The sequence below is a fragment of the Anaerobacillus sp. MEB173 genome (assembly GCF_052119505.1).
Classification (GTDB): Bacteria; Bacillota; Bacilli; order Bacillales; family JBJMAU01; genus JBJMAU01.
In genome coordinates this window covers 12,142-37,536 of record NZ_JBJMAU010000002.1, presented here as the reverse complement: position 1 = coordinate 37,536, position 25,395 = coordinate 12,142, and the positions used below count along the sequence as shown (strand labels likewise).

Here is a 25,395-nt window from a genome sequence, read left to right as displayed (position 1 = left end):
AAAATGCCTGTTTCAAAAAGAAACAGGCATTAAGACTATGTCTTTCTTAAATACCGATTAACAAGCGCAAGGATTGAACGACGGGTTAGAATTCCAATAAATGAACCATCTTCGTCTTCGATACATACAAATGGATGATTAATTGATAAAGTTAATGCTCTGGCGAAGTTCTCGTGGTGCTTCATTCGTGCAATTTTTGTATCGACAACGTCTTTTACTTTATAAACATTCAACCGTTCTAATTCAATTCGCTCGAGGCCCAGTATAGAATCTAAGATTAACGCTTTACTAATTTGCCCATGTAATCGAAATGATGTATCCAATACAGGAATTGCCGAATAGCCAGATTTAATTAACACTAATAGTGCATGCTCTAATGGATTATCTAATTGAACATGGGCTACTTTATCAATAGGGATCATCAATTCTTTAATTTCTTCATTCATGATATTACTATTTTTAAGGTTCTGCATCATATTCGCATCCACTTTCCTTTTGAGATTTTGACCAAGGTAAACCATACCGTTCATTTTAGGTTACTAGTTTTATACTAGATTTAGCCTAATTATTTGTCAAGGTTAAAATGAAAGCGCTTACTCCAAATAATGTGCAGAATACTACCTCCACGTAGTTATTGCACACTATTATATAATATTTCAATATAACATAACTTCCTTTCAACCTTTTCCTTTATTTAACTTCTTCAACTCCTTCAGGTCATAAAACGTACCTCTCCATATAATTCCACCTCGCATAAAGGTTAGTGCTACGGCACGTATTATCGTATAAATAAAGAGTAAGGCAGTCAGTGGAAAAACAATAAAATTGAGGGTCGGCAAAGCTGATATTTTTCTTGTTGTTAAGCGGTAAAGTAGAAAAAGGAGCAGGATCGAAATAAGGTACAGTAATTGTACAATTCCGGAATAGATGAAGACAGCAAAAAAAGGCCAAACTTGAGACAAAAACACACCAACAACTGCCAGTATCACCATTGAGAAACGAAAATGAAGTCCAGCGAATGTATTTTTCTCTAATCCAGCAATAGCTTCTGATAAACTGTGATACCATTTCACACTAACTAAAGTTACAGCTGAGGCAATCCGCTGTTTTAAGCCGTGTTCCTTTATTTTTAGACCAAGCTGTAAATCATCATCAGGACGGTGGGCAATGCCCTCATGTGTCCCAATCTGCTCATATGCCCTCCTTGTGATTAAATTAAAGGCACCTATCCCCATGCCTTGTTTCGATTTATCATTGTTGGCAGCCCATGGTCGTTTGAAATAACTTAGCCCAAAGAAAAAGAAACTAACAAACGCCTGTAACCAAAACCCTTTTACATTCATATGAGGGGCAAGTGTTAAGTGTTCAATCTTTTCCTGCTCTAAAAAAGAAAGAGCTTTAGCGAAGGCTTCTTTCTCAAATATTACATCAGCATCCGTAAACAGCAGGTATTCACCAGATGAATGGAGATAGCCCTCATATAATGCATAGTTTTTTCCCAACCAACCCTTTGGTAATTGTTCGATATGAATAGGTGTAATTTGCTTGTATTTTTTTGCCAAATTATCAATTGTTTCTCCTGTATTGTCAGTTGAGCGATCATTAACGATAATCCATTCAACGTAGCGATACGTTTGCTGTAATTGGGATTCGACGCTTTTTAATAAATCAGCCTCTTCATTTCTTGCTGCAATAATCACTGATAATTTTTTGCTGTTTGTCGTCGTTTCCGCATAATCTTCTAGTTTATAGAGTGTACGAAAGCCTATTAAAGCATCAATAAGAACTACTCCCCAAAAGAGAACAGTAATCAAACTAAGAACGAACATAGGGCCACATCCTATCTTATTCAATAAGTAATGAAAAAAGTACAGTTTTAGTATAGACGTTTTAAAAATGAGTTAACATGAATATATGGAAAATTTTTTTTAAGTAACAATTGGTTGAAAAATGAAAGTAAAAAGGATGATGACAATGGAGAAAAAACGCTACTATATAACAATGAATACGGAGCTTTTGGGAATTCGTGAAGAGAAAATTCCTGATATGCATTTAATCCAGCACGAGATAGAGGCAACAGAAGATGAACTTGAAGAATTGAAAAAAATGCTGATTGAAACGAAGGACGAAGATATGGTCATTAGTGATTTTTTCCTACACCCATTAAATGAAGGTTTTGCAGAACACGACCGTAACGACTTTGAAGAAGATTTTCAAAAATTGCACGAAATGATATATCAACTAGGAACTCCTGAAACAAAACGAAAGCTTGAGAACCAAATAAGAAACGAGTGAGTGAATACGATGCATTCAAAAAATACAGTGAGATACATATGTAAGGAATACAACTCTGGAAATCGCTACTATTACAAGCAAGAAATCATAACGCATGATTCATGGGGAAATCTTGATTCATTGACTTGGTCAACACCGCGACCTATTTCAAAAGCAACGTATGATAAAAGGAAAAAAGAAGGATTTAAGACTGAGCATCAGTTTATAAAGAAAAATCCTGCACCGGTTATACCGCTAAGAACATAATTTACCAATAAAATTATAAAACCTACCTGAAAACTAGGGTTGACTTTTGAAGTTCCATAAATTACAATACTTATAACATAGTAAACAAGTAAGAATTGTCTATTTTGGAGAGGGAACCTAGATGGAGGGAAAAAAGAATGAAAGACAACAAAGATTTTGATCAAGTATGTGCGAAGCTTCAGCATATGCTTAAAGATCTAAAATATGGCTCCATAACACTCGTTATCCAGGATGGAAAAGTGATCCAAATGGAAAAAAATGAAAAGGTAAGATTGAAGTAGTTAGCTGACTAGAAAAACTAGAGGCGACGCTTTAATTGGGAAGTAGCCAATTAACGTCGTCTTTTATTTAGTCCTAATACCAAGAAAACGGATAGGAATTATATAAGGGGGCAAGAAGGTGGGACAGCAATTAACACATGAACAATTGACGGTTGATGTTCTAAATGAAATTAATGAAACAACGTTGGCTAGAAAGGATGCCATTGATGTATTAAAGTGGGCCTATAATCATTTTGATGATAATCTCGTATATGCTTGTAGTCTTGGTGCAGAAGGAATTGTACTCATTGATTTAATCTCAAAAGTACGTCCTAATGCGAAGATTGTCTTTTTAGATACTGATTTTCACTTTAAAGAGACGTATGAACTTTTTGACAGAATAAAGGAAAGATACCCACAGTTACAGCTTGAAATGGTTAAGCCAGAACTGACTGTTGCAGAGCAAAATGAACAATACGGTGAAGATTTATGGAAATCAAAGCCGGATCTTTGTTGTCAGCTGCGAAAAATTAAACCGCTCGAAACTACATTAGCGAAATATGATGCTTGGATATCAGGTTTAAGACGTGAACAATCACCAACACGGAAAAATACACAGTTTGTAAATAAAGATAATCGTTTTTCTTCGATTAAAATTTGCCCGTTAATTCATTGGACGTGGGAGGAAGTTTGGCTTTATATAAAACTTCACAATTTAACATACAACGAACTTCATGATAAAAATTATCCGAGTATCGGCTGTGAGAACTGTACACTGCCAGTAGCCGACGGAAGTGACTCACGAGAAGGACGCTGGGCAGGAAGCGGTAAGACGGAATGTGGACTTCACGGTTAAATGTAAAATGTAAAATGTAAAATTTTGTAGTGAAATCATAGGAGATTTTAAAGCATCACTGAGTTACTTAAGACATTTTAAATTTTAAATTAATAATGGGGGTTTTATAAATGAGTTTAAGTCAACCGCATGGTGGAGAATTAGTAAATCGAATTAACGTAGATTTTGAGTTATCAACGGTAAGCAAAGAGGTGGAAATTGATAACTTTGCACTGTCTGATTTAGAGTTAATTGCAATTGGAGCATATAGCCCGATTACAGGATTTCTTGGACAAGAGGACTATCAATCTGTTGTTGAATCTATGAAACTAGCAAGTGGTCATGTATGGAGCATTCCAATTACATTACCTGTAACAGAAGAGGTTGCTGGAAGTATTGAAGTTGGTGAAACTGTAAAGTTAGTGAACAATGGTGTTGTCTATGGGATTCTAGAGCTTACAGAAAAATATAGCCCAGATAAAACGGTTGAAGCCAATAACGTCTATCGAACAGATGACCTTGCACACCCTGGTGTAAAAAAATTATTTGATCGTCCGAATGTTTACTTGGCTGGACCAATTACGCTAGTAAAACGTGTTGAAAATCGTAATTTTGCAGAGTTTCACCTTGATCCGAAAGAAACTCGGGCTGAGTTTGAAAAACGCGGTTGGAAAACGGTTGTTGGTTTCCAAACGAGAAATCCTGTTCACAGAGCACATGAGTACATTCAAAAAACAGCATTAGAAATCGTTGATGGACTGTTTTTAAACCCGTTAGTTGGTGAAACGAAGTCTGATGATATTCCAGCTGATGTACGAATGGAAAGCTACCAAGTATTATTGAAAAATTATTACCCTGAAAACCGTGTCTTCTTAGCTGTTTTCCCAGCAGCGATGCGATATGCAGGACCTAGAGAAGCGATTTTCCATGCGATGGTTCGAAAAAACTTTGGTTGCACCCACTTTATCGTTGGTCGTGATCATGCTGGTGTTGGTGATTACTACGGAACATACGATGCACAGCTTATTTTTGGTAACTTTACAGCTGAAGAACTAGGGATTACGCCTTTGTTTTTTGAACATAGCTTTTATTGCACAAAGTGCGGCAATATGGCTTCAACAAAAACATGCCCACATGGCAAAGAAGATCATCTTATCCTATCTGGAACAAAAGTAAGAGAGATGCTAAGAAGCGGTCAAACACCACCACCAGAATTCAGCCGCAAAGAAGTCGTAGAAGTACTTATTAAAGGAATGAAAGAAACGGTAACAAATTAGTTAAGAGTGTAGAGTGTAGAGTTTAGAGTTGTTTTGGACAGTTCAAGAAGTTACTTCTTTGGATATGCCTTAGTATAACTCTAAACTCTAAACTATCAACTCTAAACTTTAAAAGTTGGTAGTTGAAAGGAAGATGATGATTTATGTTGTTGTATATAGCTTTTGCAGTTGCTTTGTTTTTTGCAATGAATATTGGTGCTAGTGGAACGGCAGCTTCGATGGGGCCGGCATATGGGAGCGGTGCAATTAAAAGTAGAAGAATTGCTATGTGTTTGGTCGCATTTGGTGCTTTTCTAGGTGCCTTATCTGGAGGAGAGGTTGTGCGGACAATTGGTTCGGGAATTATTCCTACAGATATTGTTGATGTAAAAGTTGTTATCATTATCCTTTCAGCTGCTTGCTTAACGTTATTTATCTCAAATTTACTTGGAATTCCATTATCAACAAGTGAAGTTGTTGTTGGAGCAATCGTCGGAGCAGGAATTGCTTTTCAAGCTCTTTACGTCAATAAATTAATTATTATTGTCTCATTTTGGGTTATTGTTCCTATTGTTGCCTTCTGTTTAGCGTATGTCTTTGGAAAATTTATACTTTATTTAGAAAAGCGCTGGCCAGAATTAAAAGGAAAAGGGAAGTATCATCGCTGGTTGGTCGCACTCATTATCATTACAGGATTTTTAGAAGCATATGCAGCAGGAATGAACAATGTTGCCAATGCTGTAGGACCATTAGTAGGTGCGGGTTTAATGGATGTAACAACTGCTGTTTGGCTAGGAGGGGCTTTTGTCGCATTAGGAGCAATTCTATTAGGTGGTAAAGTACTCGAAACGAATGGGAAGAAGATTACAAAATTATCTTTGCTCCAAGGAAGTACTGTATCAATGACTGGCGGCAGCCTCGTTATTATCGCTTCTATTTTCGGAATGCCTGTCCCGTTAACTCAGGTTACGACGTCAGGGATTCTTGGAATCGGTACATCCGAAAATGGTTTTCGACTTTGGCAAAAGGGTGTTATCAAAAAAATTATGAAAGTATGGATTGTTTCTCCTGTATTTTCATTAGTAATGTCCTATGGACTTATTCAACTATTTCTAAAAGCAGATATCTATACGATTGTTGTAATTATCAGTGTATTTATTGCAACAGTAGGTTCAATTAGCTTAATACAGGCCGCTAGGAAAGAAAAAAGTACAATACATGATCAAGGTGGAGGGATTTAATCTATTAATCATAAGTGAATGATCGTAAATAGAGTTAGTCAATCCCTTGTATATTACATTGATGGAGGGTATCAAATGGCACAGCAGAATTCAAATATTGTATGGCATGAAACAACAATTACGAAGGAAAATAGACAAGAATTAAAGGGACATAAGAGTGCAATCTTGTGGTTTACAGGTTTATCAGGGTCTGGGAAATCGACGTTAGCTAATGCGGTCGAAAAACGTTTGTATGAGGATGGATTAAGTAGTTATGTATTAGATGGTGACAATGTTCGTCATGGTCTAAATAAAGGCTTAGGTTTTAGTGATGAAGACCGTAAAGAAAACATTCGTCGTATCGGTGAAGTTGCTAAGCTCTTTGTTGATGCAGGTGTTTTAACTTTAACTGCTTTTATTTCACCTTTTAAGGAAGATCGAGACGGTGTTCGTAATATTGTTGAAAGCGGAGAGTTTATTGAAGTCTATGTTAAATGTTCATTAGAAGAATGTGAGAACAGAGATCCAAAAGGATTGTACAAAAAAGCAAGAAATGGAGAAATTCCTGAATTTACAGGTATTAGTTCACCATATGAGGAACCAGAAAATCCTGAATTAATTATCGAATCAGACAAACTAACGATTGAACAATCAGTTGATGCTGTAATCAATTACTTAAAAGAAAAATCAATTTTAAAGTAGGTTGGAGTTTAGAGTGTAGAGTTAGAAAAAGCGTTGCAGCTTTGCTGCAGCGCTTTAACTTTTAACTTCATCTTCTAAGATTCACCCACAGCAATTCTAAATTCTACATTTTAAAAAATCAGTATTGCCAAAATTTATCAGGCTGCTTTTCGATACTTGGCTTTAAAAGCTCGGATACAGGAACGACTTCAATTTTATTTGGTTCAAAGAATTGCTTAATGCCTTTCTTTACACCTTTGACGGTTTCATCCCCTTTAACACCAACATGACCAATTCCAATGGCTGTTCCTTTCTTTTTTGCTACTTTTGCAAGTTTGTTCATTTGTTTATACACATGACTGCTAGATGAGTGTGTATCGTCGAGAAATGTATCTCTTACAGTCCACGGAATTCCCATTTCTTCGGCTAATCGAGGAAGAACAGATTTGCCACTTGTTCCACTATCAACAACATAAAGTCCTCGCTCTTTAACTACTTCTAATATAGCTCTCATCATTGCTTCATCTTCTACAATTAAAGAGCCCATATGATTGTTAATACCTTTTACATGAGGAACGTCATCAAGAGCCATTGTTACTCTATTCTTAACTTCTTCAAGGGAGAGGTCTTTTGTAATTGGATTAGGTCCTAGCCAGGAGGCTTTCCCTTTCTTCGGTTGTAATGGAAGATGGAGCATAACCTCTAATCCTAAGTTATGTGCTGTATTTGCTTGTTCTTTTGTTTCTTCGAGAAAGGGCATTACTGCGACAGTAATCGGAATTTCAGACTGAAAAAACTGCTCGACCCCATGAACATCACCTCCAAAATCATCAATAATTATCGCAGCTTTTAAGGGGGCATCTTCAGCATATACTTGACTATCAATAAACGGACCTGATAATAACAAGACAAAAATAAGTAAAAGAGCTATTCTTCTCAATAAAAATCCCTCCACAAATCATAGTAAACTGTCGTTAGCTTTCCCTTATTTACTAGTTATTTGCATCCTTTTTTCTAAATACAAAAAATCATAGCGGGGACACCACTATGACTTCACCAAAAGCTTTTTTATTTGCGGATATTGAATGCAGCATTGATTTGTCCCTTTAACATGCGATCGCGCAGTTCATTTTTATGCTGCTTCTTTTTTTCCATTTTTCTAATTTCAAAAGTTTGCATTCCGTCTTCCATCTTATTGGCAATATCAACTAACCGCTCTACATCCTGAAATGAAAACTTTCTTGTACCACCTTTTGTTCTTTCAGGGAATATTAGTTTTCGTTCTTCATAATAACGAATTTGTCTTTCAGATAAACCAGTCAACTCACTTACAACACCAATAGTAATTACTTTCTTTTCTTTATAGTTATAGGCCACAGCTATATATCAACTCCTTTAATTCGGACTTTCCATATAAGCATTAATTTTCTTTTTTCTACTATAACATATTTAGTAAAATTCAGTGAATCGTTTTGTTAGATAATCTAACAATAAACAAGTAGTGTTAGGTATTATACCAAAGTTTGTGATTTAACTTTACGATTAAAAATAAAGGAGTTCATTATTGTTCATGAAATTGTGATATAAAGTCTATCTCTTTAATGATATTATTTATTAAAGTAAAAGCATTAAAATAATTAGAAAATATACCAAATTAATGAAATAATTGATTTATATACTGTGAAGGTAAGGTAAAATAGTAGACAAGAGAGATTCCCAGTAAAAAATGACTATTTAGAAAAGCAGTTGAGTTGATTTGCTATGAAAGAAGGAACTATTATGAATGCTCAAATGTATAAACAACTAAATGACATAAAGTTTGCTATCGATCAGGCTTCAATTGTTGCTATTACAGATGCTAAAGGGGTTATTACATATGTTAATGAGAAGTTTTGCCGCATATCACAATATAATCGTGATGAACTATTAGGCAAAACGCATCGAATCCTTAATTCTAATTTCCACTCTGAAGCATTTTTTAAGGAAATGTGGTCGACTATTTCAGCAGGTGAAATATGGAGAGGCGAAGTGAGAAATAAGAAGAAGGATGGGAATTTTTATTGGGTTGATACGACAATTGTTCCTTATATGAATAATGAAGGTATTCCTTACCAATATGTTTCAATTCGTAATGATGTGACAGAACGAAAACGTGTGGAAGAAGAAATTAAGTATTTAGCTACCCATGATGAGTTAACGGACTTGCCAAATCGCCGTGTGTTTAAAGAACAGTTAAATAATGTTTTGAGGACGGCGAAGGAAAACGGTGAGAATGTGGCGGTATTATGCTTGCAGTTGGACCGGTTTAAAACAATGAAAGATTCATTAGGTAGTGCATTAGGTGATCAATTAATTATTGGGATTACCGAGCGACTCAAGTTATGTATGAAAGATACGGATATGATTGCCCGTCATGATGGGGGAGAATTTTTTATTTATCTAAATCACACAACAAATGAACTTACAACTGCTTTTTTGCAAAATTTGATGATAGAGTTGGATCAATTTTTTCATGAACAGAAAAATGATTATTTTACGACATTTGGAATCGGAGTAAGTATGTTTCCTCGTGATGGTGAAACGGTGGAAGAGTTGGCGAAGAAGGCTGACATGGCTATGTACTATGCAAAAAGGAGAGGAGAAAATAGTTATCAATTTTTTATTAGTGACTTTCATACAGGGGTAAGTCGTGAAATTGAAATTGAAAAAAATCTCCGTGAGGCGTTAGTAAACCAGGAATTTGAAGTTTTTTATCAGCCGAAAGTTAGTTTAATAACAGGAAAAGTCATTGGAATGGAGGCATTGCTAAGATGGAATCACTCTCAATTTGGGAATATTCCACCTTCAGAATTTATCCCGATTGCCGAAGAAACAGGTTTAATTATTCCGATTGGCGAATGGGTGTTACGTACTGCTTGTAAACAAAATAAAGCTTGGCAGGATAGCGGGTTTGATCCTTTACGAGTTTCGGTAAATTTATCAGTCCGACAATTTCAAGATCCATTATTGGTTAATTCGATTAGTGAAATCTTAAAGGAAACAAGGCTTGATCCGATGTATTTGGAATTAGAAATTACTGAAACGATTGCGATGCATAAGAAGGATTATGTCAGTCAAAAGCTGCAGCAAATTAAAGAAATTGGTGCTCATATTTCGATTGATGATTTTGGTACGGGGTATTCATCGTTAAGTTATCTACGCGATTATCCGATTCAAACGTTAAAAATTGATAAGTCTTTTATCGATGACATTACAACGTCAGGTGATACGTCGATAGTACGGGCAATAATTGCAATGGCCCATAGCTTAGGTCTTAAGGTTATCGCTGAAGGTGTTGAGGTTGAAGTCCAAACATCCTTTTTAAAGAAGCAACAATGTGATGAAGTGCAAGGATATTTTTTTAGTAAGCCGTTGCCCGTTAAAGAATTTGAACTTTTTTATCATTCTCATGTTTAATATTTTAACTTGAAAAAGATTTTAGAAACTCTGCTACTTAAGCGGAGTTTTTTATTTGTGATAATTTCTGCCAAAGAAACGGTTAAGTAGAATGATGTATGAAATAATGTACTATAATAGTTTACCTTTTAAACGTGCTTCTTTAAATGGAATAGGAAAGGTATTAATTGAGAAAATAGTTGTATAATTGTAAAAAATACATTATACTTTATTAAACCTACCAGTTAAGTCAGAAATGAAATATAATGTAACGGGGGAAGTTAGGAATGAAACAATGGATAAGAGCGGTTGGGCGTGGGAGAAATGGAGCAAGAGACTTAACACTTGCTGAGGCAACGGAAGCAGCAAAATTAATTGTTGCTGGAAATTCAACAGAGGCACAAACCGCCGCTTTTCTTATTGCTGAGCGGATTAAAAAGGAAACACCAGATGAATTATTAGCATTTGCAACTGAGTTTGGACATGCATCTCGGAAAATTCATCTATCTTCTGCAAAGAGTAGTGAAACGATTGACTTTGCCGGACCTTATGATGGTCGCAAAACTTTTGCGGCTACTGTTCCTGTTTCAATTTTACTCGCAGAAAGAGGTTTGCCGGTCTTTTTACATGGCATTGATACATTGCCGCCTAAGTATGGCAGTACATTAAAGGCAATTTTTGAAAAATTGAAGGTGCCTGTTGAGGCATCTGCTAAGCAAATTGCCCAATCAATTGAGGAAGTAAACATTGGTTTTGCATGGACTGAAAAATTTTGCCCGCCGTTAGCGGCAATTCGTCCTGTTCGTGAACAAATTGGACTTAGAACAATTATTAATACAACAGAAAAACTATTAAATTTAACAAATGCGAATTCAGTGATGATCGGTGTTTTTCATAAATCAGCTGTTGATAAACTGATTCCTATTTTTCAAAAGTTATCATACAAATATTCTTATATCGTTCAAGGAGCAGATGGATCTGAGGATTTACCTATCCATCGTAAGAGCTTTATTTATAAAGTGAGTCAATCAACTGTTGATCAAATGACAATTAATCCTGAAGACTTTGGTTTGAAACATGAAAAATCAGAAGAAAAAGAGAGTCTAACATTAGATCAACAAGTTTCAATTATAACGAAAATAGTAGAAGGCGACTCTTCAGAGGAGTTAGCATATTATAGAGATCAAGTTATTTTCAATGCTGGAATCCGTTATTATTTATTTGGCAAATCAGCTTCGATTGAAGAAGGGATTGCTTATGCCAAACAGCAACTAAGCGGGAAAAAAGCTTTCCTTCATTTACAGACTTGGAGGAGGATTTTGCAGCAAGTATAGTGTTCGTAAGTGGGGGGAGAAAAACATGGGTAGTGTAGGAAAAGTGTTTTTAGTAGGAGCGGGACCTGGTGATGTTGGGCTAATAACTGTGAAAGGAATGGAGAGCATTCGTCAAGCTGAGGTTATCCTTTATGACCGTCTCGTAAATCCGCTTTTGTTAGAACATGCCCGACCTGATGTGGAGTTAATCTATTGCGGAAAATTACCTGACCGCCATATTTTAAGACAGGAAAACATTAATGATCTATTAGTGGAGAAGGCAATGGAAGGGAAGATGGTTGTTCGACTTAAAGGTGGCGATCCTAGTGTTTTTGGCAGAGTAGGGGAAGAAGCTGAAACATTGACAAAAAACAAGATTCCATTTGAGATTGTACCAGGGATCACTTCTGGGATTGCGGCAAGTACATACGCCGGAATTCCAGTTACTCATCGGGATTATGGAAGTTCCTTTGCGATGGTAACGGGCCATGACAAATCAAAAGATGGAAAGCCCGCGATTGATTGGGAAGCGTTGGCTAGAGGTATTGATACGATAGCCTTTTATATGGGTGTTGGAAATATCGCACATATCTCTGAAAAGCTCATCCAAAATGGTCGTTCTCCGCTAACGCCAGTTATTCTTATTCAATGGGGAACGACGAGCCGACAAAAAACGCTTGAGGGGAATTTAGGGAATATCGCTGCCTTGGTGGAAGAGACGAAATTCAGCAATCCAGCGATTACGTTAGTCGGTGATATTGTAAAGCTGCGTGAAAAAGTCAAGTGGTTTGAGCATCAGCCATTATTTGGTCAACAAATTGTAGTCGCAAGGACTGGGGAAGATAAAGGACGATTAGCAGAAACTTTATCTGAGCAGGGAGCAGATGTGTTTGAATATCCACGGATACAATGTCAATCACTAGTGAAAGATATTGCATTTTTAAACATTATTAAGCAGATTGAAAGTTATGATCGGATTGCCTTTTTATCACCTGAAAGTGTTCGCTTTTTCTTCGAAGGAGTACAACATTACGGGGTTGATATTCGTTCGATAAGTGCAGAATTATTTGGGGGTTCTATCAAGTCCAAGAAAGCAATTGAAAGCCGGGGCTTTTTAGCAAAGACAATTAATGTAATGCCTGAAACAGGTAAGCTGCTTATTGTAAGCGAGCATTTACTGACCGACAGAAAAGAAAAATTAGCTGCAAAATGGACTTCTTTCGATCTGTTGGAAGCTTATGAAAAAGTAGAAGTCGAACAATCTCATGTAACAATGCGACGCGTTTTAGCTGAGGGGAAATTGGATAAAGTTATTTTTCCAAGTGCTGCTTCAGTCAAGCAATTTATAACATCAATCGTGAATGCCGGTATTGATCCTCTACAATTGCTGACTGAAACTGATGTCGTTTGTATGGGAGAACAGTCAGCAAAAGCAGCCAAGGAAGCCGGAATTCAAGTCGTTGATATTCCGCATGAACCAACGGTAGAAGAACTTATAACAACACTTACTTCTAAAAAATCAGCAGTCGCAAAAGCTTAATTGACTTGTTTGAAAAGGCTATCCTTTCTTGTGATAGCTTTTTTTTCAAATTTTAAATAGATAATAAAGAAGGTGAGAAAGTGAAAGCAGTATTATACGTAGGACACGGCAGTCGCGTAACAAAAGCAAATGACCAACTGATCACATTTATACAAAAAGTCATGCCAAACATTGAGACTGAGATACAAGAAATATGTTTTCTTGAATTAGCAGCACCAAGCATAGTAGAGGGAATAGAAAAATGTGTTCAACGAGGAGCTGAAGAAATTGCTGTTATTCCAGTCCTACTATTAGCTGCTGGTCACGCGAAGGTTGATATCCCAAGGGAATTGAATAAAGCACAACTTCGCTTTCCGTACATTACGTTTTCGTATGGTCGTCCGTTAGGGATTAGTGAATCAATCATATCAGTATTAGGAGAACGATTAGAGGAGCAAGGATTAGAATTAACCAATACCACTAATCGGCACGATGTCACAGTTCTGTTAGTTGGCCGGGGCAGCAGTGATCCAGAAGCTAATAGTGATCTTGCAAAATTAGGTCGATTACTATGGGAGTATTATCCAATTAAAGATGTGGAAACTTGCTATTTAGCAGCAACAGAACCATCGTATGAGGAAGGTCTGCATAAGGCGTTGCGTTTAGAAGGTAAAAAGGTATATGTTTTGCCATACCTTTTATTTACGGGTATACTCATGAAAAAAATGCAAAACACGTTAACTCAGTATCAAAATAAATGTGAAAAAGAATTAGTGCTTTGTAATTATTTAGGCTATCATCCGAAATTGGCAGATGTTGTTGTTCAAAGAGTAAATGAAGTCTTGTAAGAATACTTACATTTTTAATTTAGAAGCTGTGTTATCGTTTGATGTTCATTCTAACCTCCAAACCTTTCAGTACCTGAAAGGCGTGTGAATTTAGTAATTCACACGAACGAGCCAAAAATCAACATCAAACGATAATTGAGCCAATTTAAAAAATATTGATAATAACAATTATTAAGAAAAAAGTAGACAATTTTAAGAATCATTGTTACTATACTTCATAGTAGAAAATTTCATAGTTTTGGAATAGGTGTTGATAAAGATATGCTTTATCAGCTTAATAGGGAAGTTCGGTGTAAATCCGACGCGGTCCCGCCACTGTAATTTGGTTGTTAACCTGTATAGGTCACTGTTCTTATTAAGAATGGGAAGACACAGGAAAACTAGAACCATAAGCCAGGAGACCTGCCTATTCTCATAACACTGTTCAACCTACGGGGATATAGGGAGGTGTTAGGGTGCGAGTTACACTTATGTACATATTAACAAAGCATTTCTAACCGATAACCGAGGTTGGAAATGCTTTTTTTTATGAAAAAAAGAAAGTTTAGAGTTTAGAGTGTAGAGTGTAGAGTTATTTATGTATTTCAAGAAGGTTTTTTTATACCTCTTTGAATTCCCCCTCTTCAACTCTAAACCCTACATTCTAAACTCTAAACTAAAAAATGGGGGAATGACGTTGTCTAGTAAACGTGGAAAATTACTTATCATTGGTTTTGGTCCTGGAAATGAAAAACATATGACGTTTCGAGCGAGAGAGGCATTTTTGGAATGTGATAGTGTAATTGGCTATAACACCTATGTTGATTTGATTAAGCCAATCCTAACAGATAAACAGCAGATTGTTCGAACGGGAATGACAGAGGAAGTAAGTCGGGCTCAGGAGGCTGTCCGTCGTGCTGAAAAAGGAGAGGTCGTCGCTGTTATTTCAAGTGGTGATGCTGGTGTTTATGGAATGGCAGGGTTAGTTTACGAGGTACTAATGGAGAAAGGCTGGAAGGAGGATGAGGGAGTAGCGGTCGAAATAATTCCCGGAGTTTCTGCTGTGAATTCTTGTGCCTCCCTACTCGGAGCTCCGATAATGCATGACGCTTGTACAATCAGTTTAAGTGACCATCTAACACCATGGGAGTTAATTAAAAAGAGAGTAGAAGCAGCGGCACAGGCCGATTTTGTGATTGCTCTGTATAATCCGAGAAGTGGACGGAGAACACGCCAAATTGTAGAAACACAGCAAATTCTGCTTCGGTATCGTTCACCTGATACACCAGTAGGACTTGTAAAAAGTGCCTACCGGGAGCGCCAACATGTCGTACTCACTGACCTCGCTCATATGCTTGATCATGAAATCGGAATGCTGACAACAGTCATTATTGGAAATCAGTCGACATTTTTCTATGACGGAAAAATGATAACACCACGAGGATACCAGAGAAAATACACTTTAACAGCAATGGAGCAATCTTTAAAACCGCATGAGCGTTTAAAGGAAGAAGCAGAACCGTGGGCGCTGCATCAAGGGATAGTGGAGGAAACAGAATCTAGTAAACGAACGTCAACGGAGTTAGCAGAAGAAGCTTTAGCATTATTACATCAAGAAACTCCGACTGAAACGGTCGGTATAAATGGGTTATCGGTATTTAAACAGGAGGAGATTTTTGAATTTGCGGTTTCTCCTGGAGTCATTGCAAAAACGTTTACAGCAGAGCAATTGCTTGCTATAGCCAATGTTGTTGGTAAAGAGGGAACAATGGAATATACAACTGACCACCGCTTGAAGATTTCCGTCCCAACAAATGATCCTACGCAAATCATTGACGAACTAAACGCCCAAAATTTAATGCTTCATCCAATTGGCGATGTTATTCAAGTTAAGGCATGTGATTTTTGTAATGGAGAAAAAGTCGATGCGATTCCATATGCGGAAGAAATTCAGCAACAATTAGGTGGGAAGTCAGTTGCTAAGCAATTAAATATTGGAATAAATGGCTGCGGTATGGCTTGTTATGGAGCAGTTACCGATGATATTGGGATCGTTTTCCGTAAAGGAAAGTTCGACTTATTTTTAGGAGCAAAAACCATCGGCAGAAATGCACACGTCGGGCAACCTGTTGCTGAAGGGATTGAGAGGGAGAAAATTGTTCCAACATTGTTAGCAATTATTAAGCAATATGAGCAAGAAGCTATACCAAATGAGCGTTTTTATAAATTTTTTAAGCGGGTAGGACAAGTACAAGGATATCCATACCGTGAAGTACCGGCACAAGTCGTTGTTGATGCAGTTTGTGGTGATTAGAGAGGAGGAGGAAAGGTGATTCTTGTTTTATCAGGAACAAGTGACGGCAGGGAACTCGCAATAAAAATAAAAAGTGAGGGCTTTCCTCTACTTGCAACCGTTGTCACGGACAATGCGGCAATTTCCTTAAAAGAAAAAAACATACCAGTCCGAGTGGGGCGTTTAACTACTGAGGAGATGGTAGAACTCATAAATGAGAAAGAAGTAAATACAATCGTAGATGCGAGTCACCCTTATGCGGAAGAAGCATCAAGAAATGCGATAAAAGCAGCAGAAATGGCTAAAATTCCATACATACGTTTTGAGCGTGAAATAACGAATGTAAACGATCACCCATTGATTACGGTTGTGAAAAATTACGAGCAAGCAGCTGAATTGGCAGCAACAAAGCAAGGTGTTGTCATGCTTACAACAGGCAGTAAGACATTGGCGACTTTTGCGAAGAAACTAATAGGAAAGCCTAATCTAACAATGGTCGCTCGGATGCTGCCAAGAAAAGATAATATGGAAAAGTGTGAACAGCTAGGAGTTGAGCAAAAGAACATTATTGCGATCCAAGGTCCATTCTCAAAAGAGCTGAATATTGCGCTATACAAGCAATTTGGTACGACATTAATGGTCACGAAGGAAAGTGGCAAAGTCGGTTCAGTTGACGAAAAAGTTGAAGCGGCTCTTGAGTTAGATATTCCAATTATTATGATAGAACGTCCAAAAATTAACTATGGAAAAGAATATTCAAAACAAGAAGAAGTGATTTCAGAATTAAAAATTTTAAACAGATAAAGGAGAGGGAAAAAATGGATTTCTCGACAAAATTTAAGCCAATGACAACACAACCACAGGAAATTGAAGGATTAAGCTTTGAAATGATAACGGAAGAGATCGGTGAGCACCCATTTACAGAGGAGCAATATCCTGTTGTACAACGTATTATCCATGCATCAGCTGATTTTGAGTTAGGTAGAAGTGTTCTGTTTCACCCGAATGCCATTCAAGCAGGAATTGAAGCGATTCGCTCAGGTAAGAAGCTAGTCGCTGATGTACAAATGATTCAATCTGGGGTGAGTAAACCGAGAATTGAGAAATTTGGGGGAAGTGTTCATGTCTATATTTCCGATCCCGATGTCATTGAGGAAGCGAAACGTCTAAACACGACACGAGCAATTATTGCGATGCGTAAGGCGGTCAAAGAGGCAGAAGGAGGCATTTTTGCGATTGGGAATGCTCCTACTGCATTATTAGAGCTCATTCGTCTAGTGAAAAGTGGAGAAGCGAAACCTGGTCTTATTGTTGGGATGCCAGTTGGCTTTGTCTCTGCTGCAGAATCGAAAGAAGAACTTGCATTATTAGATGTGCCGTTTATAACAAATGTTGGTCGTAAGGGTGGGAGTCCAGTCACTGTTGCTGCAGTGAATGCAATTTCGATTATGGCCGAAAAGGTTGGGTCATAAGGGGATAGCTCATGGAAAAAATTGCGTTAGTTTCAATTACGAAACACGGTGTACAGATGATCCGAGAGCTGCAGTCATTAATGCCAACTGCAGATCTATTTTATATGACTAAATTTTCACAAGGTGATGAGGAAGAACGGGGAATTACCATGTTTGAAGGTTCGGTTCGAAAGATAATCCCCCAGTTATTTGAACAGTATGATGGGATAACTTTTGTCGTTTCATTAGGTGCGGTTGTCAGAATGATTGCTCCTGTCTTGAAGGATAAAAAAACAGACCCAGCCGTTGTTGTCATTGACGATAAAGGGGAATTTGTCATAAGTGTACTTTCTGGTCATTTAGGTGGAGCAAATGAATTAACACGGACAATTGCCAAGTTGCTGCAAGCGACACCTGTTATTACGACGGCTTCTGATGTTCAGAAAACAATCGCAGTTGATTTATTAGGAAGAGATTTCGGCTGGGTAATCGATGGTGATGAATACGTCACACCAGTGAGTGCAGCGGTTGTCAATGAGGAGCCAGTTGTCGTGATTCAAGAGTCTGGGGAGAGAAACTGGTGGAAGTACAGCCATCCGCTTCCTGCAAACATTAAATGTGCTGATTCATTGGAAGAGGCGAAGGATCTTGATGTTAATGCATCGTTAATCATTACTCACCGGCTTTTCAATTTTGATTTTGAAAATAAATGGCTATCAAATTATGTTATTTATCGCCCAAAATCTGTTTATTTAGGGATGGGATGCAACCGTGGCACAAGTGCTGAAGAAATTGAGCAAGTTATTATTGATACGTTAGCCGAATTAGAGATCTCATTTTTTTCTGTAAAAGGGATTTCAACCATCGATCTAAAGAAAGATGAACAAGGCATGCTGGATGTTTGTAAAAAATTTGGTTGGGACTTTGTCTATTACACTCCTGAACAATTAAACAAGGTAGAAATTGAAAATCCTTCAGAGACTGTTTTTAAATATACAGGAGCTTATGGAGTAAGCGAACCTGCTGCAAAGCTTTCATCAGGAGAAAGCAAACTTTTGCTAGAAAAGAAGAAGTCTGGAAATGTAACGATATCTGTAGCGGTAGTAGTAAGGTAACAATAATCGTCATAAAGCAACAAAAAAGATTGACAAAAATAGCAGATTTCTATACTGTTAAATTATAATTTCATAATGTTTGGGAAAAGGTGAAGATTCTAGTAATCTTCAAGAGGGAAGCCGGTGAGAATCCGGCGCGGTCCCGCCACTGTAATTGGGTTGTTTTTTGTAAGTATGCCACTGTTTTTTTATGGGAAGGCACAGAAAACGTAAACCAAAAGCCAGGAGACCTGCCTTTTCTAGCAACACTGTTTAACCTACGGGAGATGGGGAAGTGTTAGAGTGCAGGTCTTATTCATTTTTAGTGTAGTTTAAGCTGATCAATGAGATATGGAAGCATTTCTAACCTCTTATGTAGGTTAGGAATGCTTTTTTTTTATGAAATATCGACTAATGAAGGAGAGTTGGGAAATGGATTTGAGCGTTTGGTCAGTACTTGGATTTAGTTTATTACTTGGGTTACGCCACTCTTTGGATGCAGATCATGTCATTGCAGTGTCGACAATTATGACTCGTACAAAGAGTGTTTTTAAAGCGGGAATGACGGGTGCCGTATGGGGATTAGGGCATTCAGTTATGATTCTAGCTGTTGGTCTTCTTGTACTGTTTTTTGGTATTTCAGTTCCGCAGCATCTGGAGCTTTATTTCGAATGGTTAGTAGGGCTGTTGTTAATCTATCTAGGTTTACAGGCGATCATCACTGAATATGTCAATAAGAAAAAGAGCGTGAATGAGAGTGTTGGGGTAGAGCATTTTCATCGCCGTTCATTCTTTGTTGGAATGATTCATGGCTTAGCAGGCAGTGGTGCTCTCATGTTACTAATGTTAACTCAAGTAAGTAATATAGGAGTTGGGTTTACGTACTTACTACTATTTGGTTTTGGTTCAATTGTTGGGATGTTTCTCGTTGCCATGGTGATTGGAGTTCCGTTTAAGGCAGCTACGACTAATCTTCGGTTACAACGACTTGTCATTTCAATTGTAGGATTAATAAGTATAGGCTTTGGTATTTCTATTTTCATATAACAAGAGGGGGAGTTTCGTATGAACAAGCAAGAGGGGAAAGTAATCGTTGTAGGTATTGGTCCTGGACACGAGGAGCATATGACTGTACGTGCGAGGGAGGCAATCATTGAAAGTGATATTGTCGTTGGTTATAAGACATATATGGATTTAATTGAACCCCTTATTACGAAGCAAGAAGTGATAAGTAACGGTATGACTGAGGAAGTAGGACGAGCAAGGGAGGCAGTAAGACAAGCTGAGCTTGGGAAGATTGTTTCAGTCATATCAAGTGGTGATGCTGGTTTATATGGTATGGCAGGTTTGATTTACGAGGTATTAGCTGAACAAAGTTGGAAGGAAGCAGATGGGATTATAGTTGAGATTGTTCCAGGTATTTCAGCAATTAATTCTTGCGCTTCACTTTTAGGGGCACCAGTCATGCATGATGCTTGTACGATTAGCTTGAGTGATCATTTAACACCATGGGAGATGATCGAGAAGCGTGTGAGGGCTGCAGCTCAAGCGGATTTTGTTATAGCACTGTACAATCCGAAGAGCGGAAAGCGAACGCGGCAAATTGAGGAGGCCCAAAAAATCCTATTAAACTATCGCTCGTCAGAAACACCAGTTGGTCTTGTAAAAAGTGCGTACCGAAATCGTCAGCAAGTGATTTTCACAGATTTAGCACACATGTTAGAACATGAAATCGGAATGCTATCAACCGTCATCATTGGCAATGAATCCACATTTATGTATGACGGAAAAATGATCACACCACGTGGATATCAACGAAAATATACATTAAGTGCAGATGAACAAAAGTTAAAGCCGCATCAACGATTAAGCGCAGAAGCAGAACCATGGGCGTTGAAGAGCAAATAATAATTAATAATTTAGAATTTAGAATTGATTTGGGTGAGTCTAAGAAGTTGAGTTTAGAGTTTAGAATTTAGAGTTGGTGAGGGCAAATGCAGTGAAGGTTTTAAAAATCTTCTTTAGAGTTACTTTCAATAACTCTACACTCTACACTCTACACTCTACACTAAAAAAGGGGTGTGACGAACGTGAATGCTGTTTTATTTGTTGGGCATGGGAGTAAGGATCCGGAGGGTAATGAGGAGATTATAAGGTTTGTAGATATGATGAGGGAAAAGATTGATGCACCGGTCATTGAAACATGTTTTCTTGAGTTTGCAAGACCAACGATTGAAGAGGGGATCAAGCGCTGCGTTGAGCGTGGTGCTTCTCATGTTGCATTAATTCCGATGATGTTCTTTTCTGCAGGACATGCGAAGATTCATATTCCGCATGAAATAGATCATGCAAAAGAGCATTATCCTCATGTCAAATTTACATATGGTCGTCCGATTGGTGTTCATCAGCAGTTAATGACGATTTTCATAGAACGTCTTTCTGCGGTAAATGTTGATCGTTTTGAAGCTGATGAGAGAACGGCTCTTCTAGTAGTAGGTCGTGGCAGCAGTGACCCTGATGCGAACAGTGATCTTTTTAAGATTTCAAGATTATTATCAGAGCAGTTTGAAAAGGAAGTTCTGGTTGAGACAGCCTTTATGGGAGTGACGACACCAACAGTTGAACAAGGTATTGAACGTTGTCTTCGTTTAGGTTCAGAAAAGGTGATTATTGTTCCATATTTTCTTTTTACCGGAGTTCTTATTAAACGATTGGAACGAAATCTAGTAACCTATCAACAGCGATATGAAAATATCGAGTTTCAAATGACCCAATATTTCGGGTTCCATCCAGGATTAACAGATATTTTTCTGGATCGAGTGACCGAAGCATTAGGAGATGAAGCTAAATTAAACTGTGATATGTGTCAATATCGTCTTCATGCGCTTGAGCATATGGATATTCACCATCATCACCATCACGATGATGATCATGAGCATGGTCACCATCACCACGAAGTAAAAGTACAAAAATAATAAGAAGGAGTGCGGTTTCTTTGGACTTTTTAACAGAATTTAAACCAACGACGATTCATCCTGAAGAAATTGAACAACTGAGTCATCAAACCGTAACAAACGAGCTGGGTGTACATTCGTTTACTGCTGATCAATATCCGGTTGTTCAGCGGGTCATTTACGCCTCTGCTGATTTTGAGCTTGGGAAAAGCATGCTCTTTCATGAGGAAGCAATTGAAGCCGGCATTCGTGCGATCCGAGCAGGGGAGAAAATTATTTGTGATGTCCATATGGTTCAAGTCGGAATCAGTAAACCGAGAATCGAGAAATTTGGTGGAAGTGTTCACGTCCATATCACGGATGAGGATGTCGCAAAAAAGGCGAAAGAGCTGCAAATAACAAGAGCGATTATGGCAACAAGAAAGGCAGTGCGAGAAACAGCGGGTGGAATTTATGTGATTGGAAATGCACCAACTGCTTTACTAGAACTGATTCGCTTAATTAAGTTAGGGGAAGCGCGCCCTTCACTAATTGTAGGTGTACCCGTTGGATTTGTTTCAACAGTAGAATCAAAGGAAGAATTAGCAAAGCTTGATGTACCTTATATTACGAATGTTGGTCGTAAAGGTGGAAGCCCAGTAGCAGTGTCGATTGTTAATGCCCTCGCAATTCTTGCAGAAAAGCTGGGAGAAAGATGACAAAAGAAACGAAAAAATTAAGACATGGGTACACGACTGGCGCGAATGCTACAGCAGCGTCAAAGGCCGCATTATTATCATTACTGCTGCAAAAGGAAGTTAAACAAGTTCAGATTACGTTACCTCGTGGTGAAAAGGTTCTCTTTACAATGGAACAGGTACGATTTACTGATCAAGAAGCAGAAGCGACAGTGATCAAAGACGGTGGAGATGATCCCGATGCGACCCATTTGGCAAAAATTGTTTCAACCGTATCGTTTCGGCATAAACCAGGAGTTTTTCTTGAAGGTGGGATCGGGGTTGGTCGGGTCACAAAGCCCGGATTACCTGTACCTGTTGGTGAGCCGGCGATTAATCCCGTTCCACGTCATATGATTAAGCAAACTGTCATTGAAGTGTTACATGAATATGAGTGTCCAACTGGTGTAAATGTAACGATTTCGGTACCTGATGGTGAAGAAATTGCCAAAAAAACATTAAATGGCCGTCTAGGAATTATTGGTGGGATTTCGATATTAGGCACAAGAGGAATCGTAGTCCCGTTTTCAACATCCGCATATAAAGCTAGTATTGTAAGAGCGATCTCGGTTGCTGTAGAGGCAGCGGGATGTAGCCATGTGATCTTGTCGACTGGGGGAAGAAGTGAAAAGTTCGGTATGACTCTTTATCCAGAGCACGCAGAAGAAGCGTTTATTGAGATGGGAGAATTTGTCGGCTTTTCTCTTAAGCAATGCAAAAAAGCTGGGATAAAAAAGGCAACATTAATTGGGATGATTGGAAAATTTTCAAAAGTTGCCCAAGGAGTAATGATGGTTCATTCAAAAAGTGCACCTATTAATTTTGAATTTTTGGCTAATGTTGCCAAAGAGGTAGGGGTGCCGACATGTTTGTTAGATGAAGTAAGGGGAGCAAATACGGCCTCCCAAGTTGCAGATATGATGATGGAGAATGGATATTCTGAATTTTTTAATCGATTGTGTCATTATGCCTGTAAAGAAGCGAGGAAGGAAGTCGGAGATGGCTTGGAGGTTGAAGTCATCTTAATGACGATGAAAAATGAATTGTTAGGAAGGGAGACGATATCATGACGAAGGCGATCAAAGTCATTGGAATCGGTGAGCAAGGGAAAGCCAGTCTTCTCCCAGTATATTTAAACTGGATTGAGGAGTGTGAGCTTCTTGTTGGCGGCGAGCGCCATTTAGCGTTTTTTCCTGATTTTCAAGGTGAGAAGCTTCCAATTAAAGGTGGGCTTTCAAAAGTAATTGAGAGAATTCAGGAATTAGGAAAAGAAACGGTTGTTTTGGCGAGTGGTGATCCGTTATTTTTTGGTATTGGATCCTATTTAGCGAAGAAAATGCCTGTAGAAATATACCCAGTACTAAGCTCCATTCAGGAAGCTTTTGCACGCATCCAAGAAAGCTGGCAAGATTGTACGTTCATCAGTGTGCATGGACGCAGCATGAAAGGACTCGCTCAAAAGATGGATGGCAATGATAAAGTTTGCTTACTCACTGATGCGATTAACAGTCCTAAGGAGATTGCACGTTATCTCCTTTCGTTTGGGATGAATGAATACAAAGCATTTGTTGGGGAAGCTCTAGGGGGCTCTACCGAGAAAACGGCATGGATGAAGCTTGAAGAAATGGCCGATTATGAGGCCGATCCGTTAAATGTAGTGATATTAAAACGAAAAGAAGCCGGCCCAACATGGACGCTTGGGATACATGATCATGAATTTTACCAGCGTAAGCCTGATAAAGGGCTACTCACAAAAAAAGAGATTCGGGTGTTAAGTCTTTCACTTTTACAGCTTACACGTACAAGTACAGTATGGGACATTGGGACATGTACTGGTTCAATGGCGATTGAAGCAGCAAGAATTTCACGTGATGGGGCAGTGTTTGCGATTGAAAAAAATGAAGCTGACCTTGAAAATTGTCTGAAAAACAGTAAGAAATTCCGTACTGATATTACCGCAATCCAGGGGAAAGCACCAGAAAGGCTTGAAGAATTTCCTGACCCTGATGCGATATTTATCGGTGGAACGGGCGGAAATATGAAAGAGTTACTTCAAGTTTGCTGCTCCCGTCTAAAACAAGATGGGCGGATTGTTCTAAATGCCGTAACAATTGAGACACTTTCAGAAGCATTGCAAACGTTTAAAGAGCTAGGTTTTCAAACAACGGTTACACAAGCAAATATTGCTCGCAGTAAACCTATTTTACATATGAACCGATTTGAATCGTTAAATCCAATTTATATGATTTGTGCACATAAGGGGGAAAACACAGAATGACAGCGATAGGAACAGTATACGGAATTGGGGTAGGTCCTGGAGATCCAGAGTTAATTACGGTAAAAGCCTACCGGTTAATGAAAGAATCACCAGTTATCGCTTATCCGAAAAAAAGAAGAGGCAGCAAAAGCTATGCGTTTCAAATTATTGAGCAGTACGTCAACACAAACGAAAAAGAAATGCTTGGTCTTGTATTTCCAATGACAAAGGACCAAGAAATCCTAGATCGCGAATGGAATCAAATTGTTGTAGAAGTTTGGGAGTGTGTAAAAGAAGGCAAGGATGTCGCCTTTGTAACGGAAGGCGACCCGATGCTGTATAGCACGTTTATTCATATGTTCCGTTTGATGAAGGAGCTTCATCCGGAAGTAGAAGTGAAATCGATACCTGGTATTTCTTCAATTAATGGGGTGGCTTCACAAATTGGTGTTCCGCTTGCCGATGGTGACGATTGGACGGGAATTATTCCGGCAACAAATGATCGTGAACGAATGAAGAAGGCACTACTTGATCATGATGGAATTATTTTTATAAAAGTAGCAAAAGTCATCGACATGATGATTGATTTACTTGAAGAGTTGGACTTAGTCGATAAAGCTGCCGTTGCGACAAAGGTAACTTCTAATGAAGAAGTAATATGGAGAAATGTAAGAGATTTACGCAATGCGGATTTAGAATATTTAACATTAATGCTTGTGAGAAAGTAAAAAGAAAGGGGTATT

Annotated in this window: 25 protein-coding genes, 1 pseudogene and 2 riboswitches; of the genes and pseudogenes, 22 read left to right on the top strand and 4 right to left on the bottom strand. The window is 38.1% G+C overall.

The window, feature by feature from the left end:
* Positions 1–35: 35 nt before the first annotated feature.
* Positions 36–473 (bottom strand): cyclic-di-AMP-binding protein CbpB, encoded by a 438-nt coding sequence (cbpB, locus tag ACJ2A9_RS04535; protein ID WP_441421028.1) that lies wholly within the window; start codon positions 471–473, stop codon positions 36–38.
* Positions 474–677: 204 nt separating this feature from the next.
* Positions 678–1,829, bottom strand: coding sequence for a glycosyltransferase (locus ACJ2A9_RS04530; RefSeq protein ID WP_441420433.1), 1,152 nt, complete (start codon positions 1,827–1,829; stop codon positions 678–680).
* A gap of 145 nt (positions 1,830–1,974) precedes the next feature.
* Between ACJ2A9_RS04530 and ACJ2A9_RS04525 the strand changes: the two genes are divergently transcribed.
* The 7 genes from ACJ2A9_RS04525 to cysC all read left to right on the top strand — a co-directional run bounded on the left by ACJ2A9_RS04525 (position 1,975) and on the right by cysC (position 6,814).
* Positions 1,975–2,295 (top strand): hypothetical protein, encoded by a 321-nt coding sequence (locus ACJ2A9_RS04525; RefSeq protein ID WP_441420432.1) that lies wholly within the window; start codon positions 1,975–1,977, stop codon positions 2,293–2,295.
* Between the two features lie 9 nt (positions 2,296–2,304).
* Positions 2,305–2,541, top strand: a complete 237-nt coding sequence (locus ACJ2A9_RS04520; protein ID WP_441420431.1) for a hypothetical protein — start codon at positions 2,305–2,307, stop codon at positions 2,539–2,541.
* Positions 2,542–2,678: 137 nt separating this feature from the next.
* Positions 2,679–2,822: a YezD family protein gene (locus tag ACJ2A9_RS04515; protein ID WP_441420430.1), complete on the top strand. Its 144-nt coding sequence runs from the start codon at positions 2,679–2,681 to the stop codon at positions 2,820–2,822.
* A gap of 118 nt (positions 2,823–2,940) precedes the next feature.
* A complete protein-coding gene (locus tag ACJ2A9_RS04510; RefSeq protein WP_441420429.1) occupies positions 2,941–3,657 on the top strand; it encodes a phosphoadenylyl-sulfate reductase in 717 nt (238 codons plus the stop codon).
* Between the two features lie 110 nt (positions 3,658–3,767).
* Positions 3,768–4,913, top strand: a complete 1,146-nt coding sequence (sat, locus tag ACJ2A9_RS04505) for a sulfate adenylyltransferase (RefSeq protein ID WP_441420428.1) — start codon at positions 3,768–3,770, stop codon at positions 4,911–4,913.
* A 143-nt stretch (positions 4,914–5,056) separates the two neighbouring features.
* Positions 5,057–6,133, top strand: a complete 1,077-nt coding sequence (locus ACJ2A9_RS04500; RefSeq protein ID WP_441420427.1) for an anion permease — start codon at positions 5,057–5,059, stop codon at positions 6,131–6,133.
* 75 nt (positions 6,134–6,208) lie between these two features.
* Positions 6,209–6,814, top strand: a complete 606-nt coding sequence (cysC, locus tag ACJ2A9_RS04495; RefSeq protein ID WP_441420426.1) for an adenylyl-sulfate kinase — start codon at positions 6,209–6,211, stop codon at positions 6,812–6,814.
* A 118-nt stretch (positions 6,815–6,932) separates the two neighbouring features.
* Here cysC and ACJ2A9_RS04490 read toward each other — a convergent pair whose 3' ends face one another.
* Positions 6,933–7,733, bottom strand: coding sequence for a divergent polysaccharide deacetylase family protein (locus tag ACJ2A9_RS04490; protein ID WP_441420425.1), 801 nt, complete (start codon positions 7,731–7,733; stop codon positions 6,933–6,935).
* Between the two features lie 128 nt (positions 7,734–7,861).
* Positions 7,862–8,176: a MerR family transcriptional regulator gene (locus ACJ2A9_RS04485; protein WP_441421027.1), complete on the bottom strand. Its 315-nt coding sequence runs from the start codon at positions 8,174–8,176 to the stop codon at positions 7,862–7,864.
* Between the two features lie 396 nt (positions 8,177–8,572).
* On the opposite strand from ACJ2A9_RS04485, the gene ACJ2A9_RS04480 reads away from it, so the two are divergent.
* The 15 genes and pseudogenes from ACJ2A9_RS04480 (at position 8,573) to cobI (ending at position 25,380) form a co-directional block, all read left to right on the top strand.
* Entirely contained in the window at positions 8,573–10,249 is a 1,677-nt protein-coding gene (locus ACJ2A9_RS04480; RefSeq protein WP_441420424.1) for a sensor domain-containing protein, read from the top strand.
* Between the two features lie 266 nt (positions 10,250–10,515).
* On the top strand, positions 10,516–11,562 hold the full coding sequence (locus tag ACJ2A9_RS04475; protein ID WP_441420423.1) for an anthranilate phosphoribosyltransferase: 1,047 nt from the start codon (positions 10,516–10,518) through the stop codon (positions 11,560–11,562).
* A 25-nt stretch (positions 11,563–11,587) separates the two neighbouring features.
* Entirely contained in the window at positions 11,588–13,081 is a 1,494-nt protein-coding gene (gene cobA / locus ACJ2A9_RS04470) for a uroporphyrinogen-III C-methyltransferase (RefSeq protein ID WP_441420422.1), read from the top strand.
* Between the two features lie 80 nt (positions 13,082–13,161).
* Positions 13,162–13,908, top strand: a complete 747-nt coding sequence (locus ACJ2A9_RS04465) for a sirohydrochlorin chelatase (protein ID WP_441420421.1) — start codon at positions 13,162–13,164, stop codon at positions 13,906–13,908.
* Between the two features lie 228 nt (positions 13,909–14,136).
* A riboswitch (cobalamin riboswitch) is annotated at positions 14,137–14,332 on the top strand.
* A gap of 252 nt (positions 14,333–14,584) precedes the next feature.
* The gene (cobJ, locus tag ACJ2A9_RS04460) at positions 14,585–16,201 is read left to right on the top strand and encodes a precorrin-3B C(17)-methyltransferase (protein ID WP_441420420.1); all 1,617 of its coding nucleotides are present in this window, start codon (positions 14,585–14,587) and stop codon (positions 16,199–16,201) included.
* Positions 16,202–16,216: 15 nt separating this feature from the next.
* Complete coding sequence (cobK, locus tag ACJ2A9_RS04455) at positions 16,217–16,984, top strand: precorrin-6A reductase (RefSeq protein WP_441420419.1); 768 nt, start codon at positions 16,217–16,219, stop codon at positions 16,982–16,984.
* A 14-nt stretch (positions 16,985–16,998) separates the two neighbouring features.
* Complete coding sequence (locus tag ACJ2A9_RS04450; RefSeq protein ID WP_441420418.1) at positions 16,999–17,652, top strand: precorrin-8X methylmutase; 654 nt, start codon at positions 16,999–17,001, stop codon at positions 17,650–17,652.
* Positions 17,653–17,663: 11 nt separating this feature from the next.
* The gene (locus tag ACJ2A9_RS04445; protein WP_441420417.1) at positions 17,664–18,746 is read left to right on the top strand and encodes a cobalt-precorrin 5A hydrolase; all 1,083 of its coding nucleotides are present in this window, start codon (positions 17,664–17,666) and stop codon (positions 18,744–18,746) included.
* 70 nt (positions 18,747–18,816) lie between these two features.
* Positions 18,817–18,998: riboswitch (cobalamin riboswitch) on the top strand.
* A 159-nt stretch (positions 18,999–19,157) separates the two neighbouring features.
* Positions 19,158–19,772 (top strand): hypothetical protein, encoded by a 615-nt coding sequence (locus tag ACJ2A9_RS04440; protein WP_441420416.1) that lies wholly within the window; start codon positions 19,158–19,160, stop codon positions 19,770–19,772.
* Positions 19,773–19,790: 18 nt separating this feature from the next.
* Positions 19,791–20,621 (top strand): annotated as a pseudogene (gene cobJ, locus ACJ2A9_RS04435) (precorrin-3B C(17)-methyltransferase); the annotation flags it as partial.
* A gap of 194 nt (positions 20,622–20,815) precedes the next feature.
* Positions 20,816–21,700 (top strand): sirohydrochlorin chelatase, encoded by an 885-nt coding sequence (locus tag ACJ2A9_RS04430; RefSeq protein WP_441420415.1) that lies wholly within the window; start codon positions 20,816–20,818, stop codon positions 21,698–21,700.
* 20 nt (positions 21,701–21,720) lie between these two features.
* Positions 21,721–22,377: a precorrin-8X methylmutase gene (locus tag ACJ2A9_RS04425; RefSeq protein ID WP_441420414.1), complete on the top strand. Its 657-nt coding sequence runs from the start codon at positions 21,721–21,723 to the stop codon at positions 22,375–22,377.
* Positions 22,374–23,465 (top strand): cobalt-precorrin-5B (C(1))-methyltransferase, encoded by a 1,092-nt coding sequence (locus tag ACJ2A9_RS04420; protein ID WP_441420413.1) that lies wholly within the window; start codon positions 22,374–22,376, stop codon positions 23,463–23,465. Before ACJ2A9_RS04425 ends, ACJ2A9_RS04420 begins: the two co-directional genes overlap by 4 nt.
* Complete coding sequence (gene cbiE / locus ACJ2A9_RS04415) at positions 23,462–24,673, top strand: precorrin-6y C5,15-methyltransferase (decarboxylating) subunit CbiE (RefSeq protein WP_441420412.1); 1,212 nt, start codon at positions 23,462–23,464, stop codon at positions 24,671–24,673. Before ACJ2A9_RS04420 ends, cbiE begins: the two co-directional genes overlap by 4 nt.
* On the top strand, positions 24,670–25,380 hold the full coding sequence (cobI, locus tag ACJ2A9_RS04410; protein ID WP_441420411.1) for a precorrin-2 C(20)-methyltransferase: 711 nt from the start codon (positions 24,670–24,672) through the stop codon (positions 25,378–25,380). Before cbiE ends, cobI begins: the two co-directional genes overlap by 4 nt.
* Positions 25,381–25,395 lie beyond the last annotated feature (15 nt).

Excerpts from the sequence above, each read along its gene's own strand:
- ACJ2A9_RS04480 (WP_441420424.1), top strand. The coding sequence starts at position 8,573 with ATGAATGCTCAAATGTATAAACAACTAAATGACATAAAGTTTGCTATC.
- sat (WP_441420428.1), top strand. The coding sequence starts at position 3,768 with ATGAGTTTAAGTCAACCGCATGGTGGAGAATTAGTAAATCGAATTAAC.
- ACJ2A9_RS04530 (WP_441420433.1), bottom strand. The coding sequence starts at position 1,829 with ATGTTCGTTCTTAGTTTGATTACTGTTCTCTTTTGGGGAGTAGTTCTT.
- ACJ2A9_RS04515 (WP_441420430.1), top strand. The coding sequence starts at position 2,679 with ATGAAAGACAACAAAGATTTTGATCAAGTATGTGCGAAGCTTCAGCAT.
- ACJ2A9_RS04520 (WP_441420431.1), top strand. The coding sequence starts at position 2,305 with ATGCATTCAAAAAATACAGTGAGATACATATGTAAGGAATACAACTCT.
- cbiE (WP_441420412.1), top strand. The coding sequence starts at position 23,462 with ATGACGAAGGCGATCAAAGTCATTGGAATCGGTGAGCAAGGGAAAGCC.
- ACJ2A9_RS04500 (WP_441420427.1), top strand. The coding sequence starts at position 5,057 with ATGTTGTTGTATATAGCTTTTGCAGTTGCTTTGTTTTTTGCAATGAAT.
- ACJ2A9_RS04450 (WP_441420418.1), top strand. The coding sequence starts at position 16,999 with ATGGATTTCTCGACAAAATTTAAGCCAATGACAACACAACCACAGGAA.
- cbpB (WP_441421028.1), bottom strand. The coding sequence starts at position 473 with ATGCAGAACCTTAAAAATAGTAATATCATGAATGAAGAAATTAAAGAA.
- cobA (WP_441420422.1), top strand. The coding sequence starts at position 11,588 with ATGGGTAGTGTAGGAAAAGTGTTTTTAGTAGGAGCGGGACCTGGTGAT.
- cysC (WP_441420426.1), top strand. The coding sequence starts at position 6,209 with ATGGCACAGCAGAATTCAAATATTGTATGGCATGAAACAACAATTACG.
- cobI (WP_441420411.1), top strand. The coding sequence starts at position 24,670 with ATGACAGCGATAGGAACAGTATACGGAATTGGGGTAGGTCCTGGAGAT.
- ACJ2A9_RS04475 (WP_441420423.1), top strand. The coding sequence starts at position 10,516 with ATGAAACAATGGATAAGAGCGGTTGGGCGTGGGAGAAATGGAGCAAGA.
- ACJ2A9_RS04440 (WP_441420416.1), top strand. The coding sequence starts at position 19,158 with ATGGATTTGAGCGTTTGGTCAGTACTTGGATTTAGTTTATTACTTGGG.
- ACJ2A9_RS04445 (WP_441420417.1), top strand. The coding sequence starts at position 17,664 with ATGGAAAAAATTGCGTTAGTTTCAATTACGAAACACGGTGTACAGATG.
- ACJ2A9_RS04420 (WP_441420413.1), top strand. The coding sequence starts at position 22,374 with ATGACAAAAGAAACGAAAAAATTAAGACATGGGTACACGACTGGCGCG.
- ACJ2A9_RS04525 (WP_441420432.1), top strand. The coding sequence starts at position 1,975 with ATGGAGAAAAAACGCTACTATATAACAATGAATACGGAGCTTTTGGGA.